The organism is Geodermatophilus sp. SYSU D01176, from assembly GCF_054050015.1.
Genome location: NZ_JBJGYN010000088.1, coordinates 1 through 10,777, shown reverse-complemented (window position 1 = coordinate 10,777; position 10,777 = coordinate 1). Strand labels below are relative to the sequence as shown.

12 protein-coding genes are annotated in these 10,777 nt (G+C 77.6%); 9 read left to right on the top strand and 3 right to left on the bottom strand.

Annotation, left to right across the window (positions count from 1 at the left end; all coding sequences use genetic code 11):
- Positions 1 to 125: 125 nt before the first annotated feature.
- Positions 126 to 413, bottom strand: a complete 288-nt coding sequence (locus tag ACI78Z_RS24405) for a hypothetical protein (protein ID WP_457039125.1) — start codon at positions 411 to 413, stop codon at positions 126 to 128.
- On the opposite strand from ACI78Z_RS24405, the gene selA reads away from it, so the two are divergent.
- Positions 379 to 1,689, top strand: coding sequence for an L-seryl-tRNA(Sec) selenium transferase (gene selA, locus ACI78Z_RS24400; RefSeq protein WP_457039124.1), 1,311 nt, complete (start codon positions 379 to 381; stop codon positions 1,687 to 1,689). The genes ACI78Z_RS24405 and selA overlap by 35 nt on opposite strands.
- Entirely contained in the window at positions 1,680 to 3,425 is a 1,746-nt protein-coding gene (gene selB, locus ACI78Z_RS24395) for a selenocysteine-specific translation elongation factor (RefSeq protein ID WP_457039123.1), read from the top strand. The genes selA and selB overlap by 10 nt, the downstream gene beginning before the upstream one ends.
- A 99-nt stretch (positions 3,426 to 3,524) precedes the next feature.
- Here selB and ACI78Z_RS24390 read toward each other — a convergent pair whose 3' ends face one another.
- The gene (locus ACI78Z_RS24390; protein WP_457039122.1) at positions 3,525 to 3,674 is read right to left on the bottom strand and encodes a hypothetical protein; all 150 of its coding nucleotides are present in this window, start codon (positions 3,672 to 3,674) and stop codon (positions 3,525 to 3,527) included.
- A 273-nt stretch (positions 3,675 to 3,947) separates the two neighbouring features.
- On the opposite strand from ACI78Z_RS24390, the gene hemW reads away from it, so the two are divergent.
- The 4 genes from hemW (at position 3,948) to ACI78Z_RS24370 (ending at position 7,154) form a co-directional block, all read left to right on the top strand.
- Positions 3,948 to 5,168, top strand: coding sequence for a radical SAM family heme chaperone HemW (hemW, locus tag ACI78Z_RS24385; protein WP_457039121.1), 1,221 nt, complete (start codon positions 3,948 to 3,950; stop codon positions 5,166 to 5,168).
- A 104-nt stretch (positions 5,169 to 5,272) separates the two neighbouring features.
- Positions 5,273 to 5,419 (top strand): hypothetical protein, encoded by a 147-nt coding sequence (locus ACI78Z_RS24380; protein WP_457039120.1) that lies wholly within the window; start codon positions 5,273 to 5,275, stop codon positions 5,417 to 5,419.
- A 20-nt stretch (positions 5,420 to 5,439) separates the two neighbouring features.
- On the top strand, positions 5,440 to 6,552 hold the full coding sequence (locus tag ACI78Z_RS24375; RefSeq protein ID WP_457039119.1) for a sensor histidine kinase: 1,113 nt from the start codon (positions 5,440 to 5,442) through the stop codon (positions 6,550 to 6,552).
- A complete protein-coding gene (locus ACI78Z_RS24370; RefSeq protein WP_457039118.1) occupies positions 6,549 to 7,154 on the top strand; it encodes a response regulator in 606 nt (201 codons plus the stop codon). Before ACI78Z_RS24375 ends, ACI78Z_RS24370 begins: the two co-directional genes overlap by 4 nt.
- A gap of 1 nt (position 7,155) precedes the next feature.
- Here the strand turns inward: ACI78Z_RS24370 and ACI78Z_RS24365 are convergent, their stop codons facing one another.
- Positions 7,156 to 7,527 (bottom strand): type II toxin-antitoxin system VapB family antitoxin, encoded by a 372-nt coding sequence (locus tag ACI78Z_RS24365; protein WP_457039126.1) that lies wholly within the window; start codon positions 7,525 to 7,527, stop codon positions 7,156 to 7,158.
- A gap of 246 nt (positions 7,528 to 7,773) precedes the next feature.
- On the opposite strand from ACI78Z_RS24365, the gene hrcA reads away from it, so the two are divergent.
- The 3 genes from hrcA to ACI78Z_RS24350 are packed head-to-tail and all read left to right on the top strand — an operon-like array spanning position 7,774 to position 10,701.
- Positions 7,774 to 8,796: a heat-inducible transcriptional repressor HrcA gene (hrcA, locus tag ACI78Z_RS24360; RefSeq protein WP_457039117.1), complete on the top strand. Its 1,023-nt coding sequence runs from the start codon at positions 7,774 to 7,776 to the stop codon at positions 8,794 to 8,796.
- A 16-nt stretch (positions 8,797 to 8,812) separates the two neighbouring features.
- The gene (dnaJ, locus tag ACI78Z_RS24355) at positions 8,813 to 9,937 is read left to right on the top strand and encodes a molecular chaperone DnaJ (protein WP_457039116.1); all 1,125 of its coding nucleotides are present in this window, start codon (positions 8,813 to 8,815) and stop codon (positions 9,935 to 9,937) included.
- Positions 9,934 to 10,701 carry a 16S rRNA (uracil(1498)-N(3))-methyltransferase gene (locus ACI78Z_RS24350; protein WP_457039115.1) on the top strand — a complete coding sequence of 256 codons (768 nt, stop codon included), beginning with the start codon at positions 9,934 to 9,936 and terminating at the stop codon, positions 10,699 to 10,701. The genes dnaJ and ACI78Z_RS24350 overlap by 4 nt, the downstream gene beginning before the upstream one ends.
- Positions 10,702 to 10,777: the final 76 nt, after the last annotated feature.

Below are 10,777 nucleotides of genomic sequence, written 5' to 3'. Positions count from 1 at the left end.
CCCGGCGCGCATATGCCGGCGGGGTGCGCACGGGGGGGGGGGGGGGGTGTTGCAGACCCGGCCCCCCGCCCCCCCCGGGGGGGGGGGGGGCGGCGGGGGGGCCCCCCCCCGCGCAGGGACCTCGCTCAGGCCGGCAGGGCGGCCTCCTCGCGGAGCCGGTCGACCACCCGCCGCGCCGCCTCCGCGCTGGAGGCCGGGTTCTGCCCGGTGCCCAGGTCGCCGTCGACGACCACGAACGAGGCCCAGGCGGTGCCCTCCGTGCAGCGGGCGCCGGCCGCGCGCAGCCGGTCCTCGAGTGTCGGGCCGGGGCGGCCGGGCGCACGCCCACCGCCCCGGCGCGCCCTCGACCTACGCTCGGCGCCGATGAGCCCCCAGCCGATGAGCACCGACCCGCGGCGGCGCGTGCCGCGCACCGACACGCTGCTGGCCGACCCGCGGCTGGCCGCGGCCGCCGACCGGCTGGGCCGCGACCTGGTCAAGGCCGCCGTCCAGGACGTCCAGCAGCGCGTCCGCACCGGCGCCGTGGCACCCGACGACGCCGTCCCCGCGGTCCTCGCCGCCCTGCCGGCGACGGCGGGCAGCCTGCGGCCGGTGCTCAACGCGACCGGCGTGCTCGTGCACACCAACCTGGGCCGCGCGCCGCTGTCCCCGGCCGCGGTGCAGGCGGTCGTGGCGGCCAGCGGCACCACCGACGTCGAGCTCGACCTGACCACCGGCCGGCGCGGGCCCCGCGGCGAGGCGGCGCTGGCCGCGCTGGTCGACGCGGTCCCGGCCGCGGAGGCCGCGCTGGTGGTGAACAACTGCGCCGCGGCGCTGGCGCTGGTGGCCACCGCGCTCGGCGGCGAGCTGGTCATCGCCCGCGGCGAGCTGGTGGAGATCGGCGACGGCTTCCGCATCCCCGAGCTGCTGGAGGCCGCCGGCGCCCGGCTGCGTGAGGTGGGGACGACGAACCGGGTGGCGCTGGAGGACTACCGGCGGGTGCTGGGCCCGGACACCGGCGCGGTGCTCAAGGTGCACCCGTCGAACTTCGTCGTCCGCGGCTTCACCCGGGCGGTGCCGGTCGCCGAGCTCGCCGCGGGGCTGGCCGGCAGCGGCGTCCCGCTGGTGGCCGACGTCGGCTCGGGCCTGCTGCGCCCGCACCCCGTGCTGCCCGACGAGCCGGACCTGCAGACCACCCTCTCCGACGGCGTCGACCTCGTGCTGGCCAGCGGCGACAAGCTGCTCGGCGGACCGCAGGCCGGGCTGGTGCTGGGACGCGCGGACCTCGTGCAGCGGCTGCGCCGGCACCCGCTCTACCGCGCGTTCCGGGTCGACAAGACCACCCTCGCCGCGCTGGAGGCCACGCTGCGCGGCCCGCAGCCGCCGGTGCAGCAGATGCTCGCCGCCGACCTCGAGGGCCTGCGCCGCCGCGCCGCCGCGCTGGCCGCCCGGCTCACCGCCGCCGGGCTGGACGCGGTCGCAGTGGACGCCGAGGCGCGCGTCGGCGGGGGAGGGGCGCCGGAGCACCCGCTGCCCAGCGCCGCCGTCTCGCTGCCCGCGGAGTTCGCGGTACCGCTGCGCGCCGGCACGCCGCCGGTGGTCGGGTACCTGGCCGGCGACCGCACCGTGCTCGACCTGCGCAGCCTGCCGCCGTCGGACGACGAGACGCTGGCGACTGCGGTGCTGGAGGTGGCCCGCCGGTGGACGTGATCGCCACTGCCGGTCACGTCGACCACGGCAAGTCCACGCTGGTCCGCGCGCTCACCGGCATGGAGCCCGACCGGTGGGAGGAGGAGCGCCGCCGCGGGCTGACCATCGACCTCGGCTTCGCCTGGACGACGCTGCCCTCCGGGCGCCGGCTCGCGGTCGTCGACGTGCCCGGCCACGAGCGGTTCGTCGGCAACATGCTGGCCGGCGTGGGCTCGGTGCCCGCCGCGCTGGTCGTGGTCGCGGCGGACGACGGGTGGTCGGCGCAGACCGCGGAGCACGTCGCCGTCCTCGACGCGCTGGGCGTACGGCACGCGCTGCTCGCCGTCACCAAGGCCGACCTCGCCGACCCCGCGCCGGTGCTGGTCGACGTGCGCGAGCGGCTGGCCGCCACGTCGATGGGCGAGGTGCCCGGGGTCGCGGTCAGCGCCGCCACCGGCGCAGGCGTGCCGGACGTCGTGGCCGCGCTGGAGTCGCTGCTCGGCGGGCTGCCCGCCCCGGACCGGGACGCTCCGGTGCGGCTGTGGATCGACCGCGCCTTCCCCGTCAAGGGGGCGGGCACGGTGGTCACCGGGACCCTGGCCGCCGGCCGCGTCACCGCCGGCGACCGCCTGCAGCTCGGCAGCCTCGAGGTCGGCGTCCGCGGCGTGCACTCGCTGGGGCAGCCGGTCGAGCGGGCCGAGGCCACCGCGCGGGTGGCGCTGAACCTGCGCGGCACGTCGGTCGAGGAGCTCTCCCGCGGTGACGCGCTGCTGACCCCCGGGGCGTTCCGCGACACCGCCGAGCTCGACGCGACGCTCGTCCGCGAGCCGGAGGACCGGCTGCCCGCCGAGGTCGTGGTGCACGTCGGCTCGGCGGCGGTCGGCGCGCGGATGCGCCCGCTGGAGGGGAGAGCGGTGCGGCTGCGGCTGGCCACGCCGCTGCCGCTGCGCGTCGGCGACCGGGTGCTGCTGCGCGACCCCGGGGCGCGTCGGGTGCTCGGCGCTGACGTCCGGGACGTCGACCCGCCCGAGCTGCGCCGCCGCGGTGCGGCCCGCCGGCGCGCCGAGGAGCTGGCCGCCCAGCCCGTCGGCACGGCGGGGGCGGCGGCCGAGCTCGCCCGCCGCCGGTTCGCCCGGGCCGCCGACTTCACCGCGATGGGCTGGCCGGTGCCCGAGGACGCGACGGCCGTGGGGCCCTGGCTGCTCGCGCCCGGGCTGGTCGGCGAGCTGGCCGCCCGGCTGCCGGGGATCGTGGCGCGCTACCGGCAGCTGCGTCCGTTGGAACCGGGTCCGCCGGTCGCCGTCGCCCGCCGGGCGCTCGAGCTGCCCGACGACGAGCTGGTGCGGGGCGTCGTCCGCCCCCCGCTGGCCCTGCGCGAGGGCCGGGTGGTGGTCGCGACCGCCGGCCTGCCGGCGTGGGTGCAGCAGGCGGTCGACGGGATCCGCGCGACGCTGGCGGCCGATCCGTTCGCCGCGCCGGACGCCGAGGAGTTGCGCGCCGCCGGGCTGGGGCCGCGGGAGCTGGCCGCGGCCGTCCGCGACGGGCAGCTGGTCAGGATCGCCGACGGCGTCTACCTGGCGCCCGGGGTCGAGGAGCAGGCGCGGGCCCGGCTGGCCGGCGTCCCGGCGCCGTTCACGCTCAGCCAGGCCCGCTCGGCGTGGGGGACCAGCCGGCGGGTCGCCGTCCCGCTGATGGAGTGGCTGGACGCCCGCGGCGTCACCGAGCGGCTGCCGGACGCCACCCGCCGCCTGCGGTGACGATGGCCCTCCTCCAGGGTCCCCGGCCCCGGCCGCGGGCGTGCGAGGGGTGAGGAGGGCGGGGACCTTCTACGAGCCGTGGGGTCAGGGGGTGATCTCTCAGGCGCCGGCCTGGCGCAGGAACACCTCGCGGTCGTCGCTCGCGTCCGCAGCGGGGACGGGGGAGGTGTCGACTCCCTCCACCGTGTCCTCGAGCCGCACGGGCTCGGGGAGGTGGCGGAACCGCTCGCGCTCGTCCGGCTCGGTCATGCCCGGCAGGGTCCTCCGGCGAGGGGCGCGGGGCAAGGACACCTGACGGACGCTCCGGCCCTGCTCACAGGTGTGAGCAGCGTCCGAGCGTCCCGGGACCTCGGTCGGCCCCCGGCACCCCGCGGGCCGGGGGCTGCTCCTAGAACGCCGTGACGCCCTCCCGGCCCTCCGCGCCGGCGAGGCCCCGACCCGCAGCAGCCGCTCGGTCCCCGGCCGGCGCGGCCGGCGCAACCCTGCCCGGCCCTGCCCCGAGGGGGAGCACACTGGGGTCAGATGAACACCGTCCTGCCGCTGCTTGAGGCCCCGCCGCGGACCCTGCACCTCCCCGACAGCGCCCGCGAGGGGCTGACCCGCACGCCCTTCGGGCTCTACGTGCACGTGCCCTTCTGCGCCACCCGCTGCGGCTACTGCGACTTCAACACCTACACCGCCGACGAGCTCGGCCCCGGCGCCAGCCGCGCGGAGTACGCCGGCACCGCGATCGCCGAGCTCCGGCAGGCCGCCGAGACCCTCGGCCCCGACCTGCCGACGGTCTCCACCGTCTTCGTCGGCGGCGGCACGCCCACCCTGCTGGCCGCCGACGACCTCGCCGCCGTCCTCGCCGCGGTCCGCGAGCTCTTCCCGGTCGCCGACGACGTCGAGGTCACCACCGAGGCCAACCCCGAGACGGTGACGCCGGCGTCGCTGGCGACCCTGCGCGCGGCGGGCTTCACCCGGATCAGCCTGGGCATGCAGTCCGCCGCCGAGCACGTGCTCGCCGTCCTCGACCGGCGGCACACGCCGGGCCGCGCCGTCGAGGCGGCCCGCGAGGCCCGCGCGGCCGGCTTCGAGCACGTCAACCTCGACCTGATCTACGGAACGCCCGGCGAGACCGAGGCCGACTGGGCCGCTTCGCTCGACGCCGTCCTCGCCGCGCCGGTCGACCACGTCAGCGCCTACGCGCTCATCGTCGAGGAGGGCACCCGGCTGGCCCGCCGGATCGACCGCGGCGAGCTGCCCATGCCGGACGACGACGTCCTCGCCGACCGCTACGAGCAGGCCGACACGACCCTGCGCGCCGCCGGCTTCGACTGGTACGAGGTCTCCAACTGGGCCCGCGGCGCGGCCGCCCGCTGCCGGCACAACGAGCTGTACTGGGCCAACGCCAACTGGTGGGGCGTCGGGCCGGGCGCGCACAGCCACGTCGGCGGGCTGCGCTGGTGGAACGTCAAGCACCCCGCCGCGCACGCCGGCCGGCTGCTGCGCGGGGAGAGCCCGGTGCAGGACACCGAGCTGCTGGACGACGACGACCGCGCGCTGGAGACGGTGATGCTGGGGCTGCGGCTGCGCGAGGGGTTGCCGCTGACCGCGCTGTCGGACGCCGGCCGGGCCCGCGCCGCCGACGCCGTCGCCCGGGGCCTGCTGGAGCCCGCCGCGCACGCCGCCGGCCGCGCCGTCCTCACCGACCGCGGCCGCCTGCTCGCCGACGCCCTGGTCCGCGACCTGACGGACTGACCCCCAGGTGCCTTTCGCGCGCGAAAGGTACCTGACGGATGTCAGGTCCCACCCGCGACGTCCCGCACTACTGAGGGCAGGCCGCGGGCCAGCAGGCTCGTCCCGTGCCTCCCGACCCCCTCGGCATCACCGGCCTGACCGTCCGCCACGGCGCCGTCCTCGGGCTGCTCCGCCCCGACGCCGGGCCCGTCCGGGTGCCGAGCCGGGTCCCCGCGGACGCCGGCCGTCCGCTGACCGCCGTCGCGGGCTGATGGAGCTACGGTCGGGCGCCGTGGACTCCCGCCCCCGCTGGCAGCGCGTCGGCTGGGCGCTGCCCTGGCTGCTGTTCCAGTTCTTCCCGGTCGCCGACCTGGTCACCACCGACCGGTCGCTCGCCGTCCGGGTCGTCGCCGGCGCCGCACTGCTGGTGTTCACCGGGGTCTACCTCGACGTCTTCCGGCGCGCCTTCGGCGGCGGCTCCTGGAGCGGGTCCTTGCGGGGCCGGCTGGCGGTCGTCGCCGGGCTCGGCGTCGCGCTCGCCGTCGGGATGGGGCCCTCCTGGGCCGGGCTGCTGATCTACGTATCGGCGGCCTCGGCGGCGGCGCTGCCGCAGCGCTGGGTGTGGCCGGCGGTCGTCGCGGCGGCCGCCGTCTGCGCCGCCGTGGTGAGCGTGGACGGCGAACCGGGGCTGCTGATCCTGCCGGTGATGTGCCTGCTCACCGCCTTCGCGCTGCGCGGCACGCGGCACCTGGTCTCGGTCAACGCCGAGCTCGCCGAGGCGCGGGAGGAGCTGGCCCGCAACGCCGTCGCCGAGGAGCGGCTGCGCTTCGCCCGCGACCTGCACGACCTGCTGGGCCACAGCCTGTCGCTCATCGCGCTCAAGAGCGAGCTGGCCGGGCGGCTGGCCGAGGCCGACCCCGCCCGGGCGAGGGCGGAGATGGCCGACGTCGAGGCCGCCGCCCGCCGCGCGCTGGCCGAGGTCCGCGACGCGGTCAGCGGCTACCGCCAGGTCAGCTGCGCCCAGGCGCTGGCCGAGGCCCGCTCGGCGCTGTCCGGCGCCGGCATCACCGTCCGGCTGCCCGCGCGGGTGCCCGCGCTGCCCGGGCCGGTCGACGCGGCGCTGGGCTGGGTGGTCCGCGAGGCGACGACCAACGTGCTGCGCCACAGCGGCGCCCGCTCGGTGACCGTCACCCTCACCGAGGACGGCGCGGAGGCGGTGCTCACCGTCGCCGACGACGGTCGCGGCCCGGCCGACGACACCGCGCCCGGCTCCGGGCTGACCGGCCTGGCCGAGCGGGTCGGCGCGCTCGGTGGCGCGCTCACCGGGGGCGCCGGCCGGGACGGCGGCTACGAGCTGCGCGCCGTCCTGCCCCTGGTGCCGGCGCCGGCGGGGGTGGCCCGGTGATCCGCGTGCTGGTGGCCGAGGACCAGTCGATGGTCCGCGGCGCGCTGCGGGCGCTGCTGGAGCTGGAGGAGGACATCACCGTGGTCGCGGAGGTCGGCCGGGGCGACGAGGTCCTCGCCGCCGCCCGCGAGCACCGGCCGGACGTCGCGCTGCTCGACATCGAGATGCCCGGCCGCGACGGGCTCGAGGCCGCGCGCGAGCTGGCCGCCGAGCTGCCGGGCGTGCGCGCCGTCGTCCTCACCACGTTCGGCCGGCCGGGCTTCCTGCGCCGCGCGATGGAGGTCGGCGCGGCCGGGTTCCTGGTCAAGGACGCGCCCGTCGCCGAGCTCGCGAAGGCCATCCGCGTCGTCGTCGCCGGCGAACGGGTCATCGACCGGGAGCTCGCGGCCGCGGCCCTGGCCATCGGCGCGACGCCGTTGTCGGCCCGGGAGGCCGACGTGCTGCGGGAGGCCGCCGACGGCGCGACCGTCGCCGACATCGCGCGGCGGCTGTTCCTCTCCGAGGGGACCGTGCGCAACTACCTGTCCTCGGCGATCGGCAAGACCGGCGCCCGCACCCGCGTCGAGGCCGCCCGGGTGGCGGCCGACAAGGGCTGGCTGTGAGTCAGCGCTGCTGCGGGTCCGGCACCGGCGGCTGGATGCAGAGCGTCGCGGTCGGCGGGCCCACCTGCTCGGCCGGGATCAGCGCGTCGAGGTCGAGCACCCGCACGTGTATGACGTTCCGCTGCTGCAGCGCCGCCCGCAGCGCGCGGTGCAGGCCGTCCTCCAGGTAGAGCTCGCCCTTCCACTGGACGGCGTGCGGGAACAGGTCGCCGTAGAAGGTGGAGTCGTCGGCGAGCAGGGTGTCCAGGGCCAGCTCGCGCTTGGTGGTGGTGAGGGTGTCCAGCCGGATCTGCCGGGGCGGGATCACCGCCCAGTCCCGGGTCGACAGCCCGTGGTCGGGGTAGGGCCGGCCGTTCCGGACCGCCTTGAAGATCAGGGGACCGACCTCCGCTCTGCGCCGCCCGGTGCAAGCGCTGGACCGTCGCCCAGCCTATCGGCCGTCCCTTCCGGACGATGCCGCACGCCCGGGCGAGCTCCGCGACGGCGCCGCCGGTCCGACGTATGCTCAACTGGCACTCTGTCCGCGCGAGTGCCAGCGCCCGCGGCCTCGCCGTCCGGGTGCCGGGGGCTCCGGCCGGAGTGCCGCCCGACGCGTCGACCGGTACGGGGAGGTGTCACCGTGGCGCACGACGAACGCCGCCTGCAGGTCCTGCGGGCGATCGTCCAGGACTACGTCTCCACCAACGACCCGGTGGGCAGCAAGGCCCTCGCCGAACGGCACGACCTCGGCGTCTCGCCCGCCACCATCCGCAACGACATGGCCGTGCTCGAGGAGCAGGGCTACATCACCCAGCCGCACACCAGCGCCGGCCGGGTGCCCACCGACAAGGGCTACCGGCTCTTCGTCGACCGGCTCTCGGCGGTCAAGCCGCTGTCGCTGGCGGAGAAGCGGGCGATCGAGCGCTTCCTCGACGGCGCCCTGGACCTGCACGACATCCTCAGCCGGACCGTGCGGCTGCTGGCCCAGCTGACCCACCAGGTCGCCGTCGTCCAGTACCCGACGCTCTCGCGCAGCGCCGTCCGCCACCTGGAGGTGGTGCAGGTCGCCGCCGCCCGGCTGCTGCTGGTGCTGATCACCGACACCGGGCGGGTCGAGCAGCGGCTCGTCGACTGCCTGGCCGACGTCGACCACGACGACGTCGCCGACCTGCGGGCCCTGCTCAACCAGACCTTCGCCGGGGCGAAGCTGGCCGACGCCGCGGCCCTGGTGCCCGACCTGCTGGACACCGCTCCGCCGCACCTGCGCCGGCTGGTCGCCGCGGTCGGCGCCGCCCTCGTCGAGACGCTGGTGGAGCCGGGGGAGGACCGGCTCGTCGTCGGCGGGACGGCGAACCTCGCCCGCGCCGCCGTCGACTTCCCCGGCAGCCTGCGCCCGCTGCTGGAGGCGCTGGAAGAACAGGTCGTCGTCCTGCGGTTGATCAGCGAGGTGGACACCGGCGGCGCCGTCCTCGTGCGGATCGGCGAGGAGAACGCGCACGAGGCGCTCTCGGGTGCGTCGGTCGTCTCCGTGGGGTACGGCTCCGGTGACCGTGCCCTCGGCGGGCTCGGGATCGTCGGCCCCACCCGCATGGACTACCCGACCAACATGGCCGCGGTGCGTGCCGTGGCCCGCTACGTCGGCCAGATCCTGGCCGAGAGCTGAGGTAAGAGACTTCTCGATGGCAACCGACTACTACGCCGTGCTGGGGCTCGCCCGCGGAGCCGGCGACAACGAGATCAAGAAGGCCTACCGCCGGCTGGCGCGGGACCTGCACCCGGACGTCAACCCCGACCCCGCGGCCAAGGAGCGCTTCCAGGAGGTCAGCCGCGCCTACCAGGCGCTGACCGACCCGGAGAAGCGGCGCATCGTCGACCTCGGCGGCGACCCGTTCGACAGCGGCGCGGGGGCCGGGGCCGGCGGGTTCGGCGGAGCCGGGTTCGGCGGGCTCGGCGACATCATGGACGCCTTCTTCGGCGGCGGGGCGGCCACGCGCGGCCCGCGCAGCCGGGTCCGCGCCGGCGGGGACGCGCTCATCCGGCTCGACCTCGACCTCGACGAGACGGTGTTCGGCACCACCAAGGACATCACCGTCGACACCGCCGTCCTCTGTGACGGCTGCACCGGCGCCGGCACCGCGCCCGGCACCCACCCGACCACCTGCACCACGTGCTCGGGCCGCGGCGAGGTGCAGAGCGTGCAGCGCTCCTTCCTCGGCCAGGTCGTCGCCACCCGCCCCTGCCCGACCTGCGCCGGCACCGGCCAGGTCATCCCCGAGCCGTGCCGCACGTGCGGCGGCGACGGGCGGGTGCGGGCCCGGCGGACCATCCCGGTCAAGGTGCCGGCCGGCGTCGAGGACGGCATGCGGATCCGGCTCACCGGCCACGGCGAGGTCGGCCCCGGCGGCGGGCCCGCCGGTGACCTGTACGTGGAGATCGCCGAGCGGCCGCACCCGGTGTTCACCCGGGACGGCGAGGACCTGCACTGCCGGGTGACCCTCCCGATGACGGCGGCCGCGCTGGGCACCACCCTGACCCTCGACACCCTCGACGGGCAGGAGGAGGTCGACATCCGGCCGGGCACCCAGTCGGGCAGCGTGCTCACCCTGCGCGCCAAGGGCGCCCCGCGGCTGCGCGCCACCGGCCGCGGCAACCTGATGGTGCACGTGGAGGTCGAGACGCCCACCCGCCTGGACGCCGAGCAGGAGAAGCTGTTGCGCGAGCTGGCCGCGCTGCGCGGCGAGGACCGTCCGGCCGCGGCGGGTGCCGACGGCCACGGCGGCCTGTTCTCGCGGCTGTTCAAGTGAGCTCGGTCCCCACCGACGACCGGCTGCCCGGGCTCGACGGGGCGCCGCTGTTCCTCCTCGACGAGCTGCCCGACGCCGCCGACCTGCTGGTCGGTGGCGCCGAGGGCCGGCACGCCGTCGACGTGCTGCGGCTGACCCCCGGCGAGCGGGTGCGGGTGGGCGACGGCCGCGGCACCGTGGCCGAGGGCGAGGTCACCGGCGCCGGGGCGCAGGGCCTGCAGGTGCGGGTCTCCGCCCGCCACGAGGTGCCGCCGCCGGCCCTGGAGCTGGTGCTGGTGCAGGCGCTGCCGAAGGGTGAGCGCGGTCCGCTGGCCGTGGAGCTCGCCACCGAGCTCGGCGTCGACCGGATCGTGCCGTGGGCGGCCTCGCGCTGCGTGACCCGCTGGCGGGAGGACCGGGCCGCCAAGGGCGTGGCCAAGTGGCGGGCCGCGGCGCGGGCGGCCAGCAAGCAGTCCCGCCGTCCGCGGGTGCCCGAGGTCACCGACGTGCTGACCACCCGGCAGGTGTGCGGCGCGCTGGCCGAGGTCGACCTGGCCCTGGTGCTGCACGAGCAGGCCCGCCACCCGCTGGCCCGGGTCGAGCTGCCGACCTCCGGCTCGATCGCGGTCGTCGTCGGCCCCGAGGGCGGGCTCAGCGACGGCGAGGTCGTGGCGCTCAACGCCGCGGGCGCCCGCCCGGTGCGGCTCGGCCCGGAGGTGCTGCGGACCTCGACCGCCGGCGCCGCCGCCCTCGCCGCCCTGTCGGTCCGTACCCGCTGGAGCTGAGCGCGCCTTCCCCGATGACCAGGTGGGCTGATCGTCGTGCGTCCTGGCTCACCGCCGGCCGCGAGGCAGGACGCAC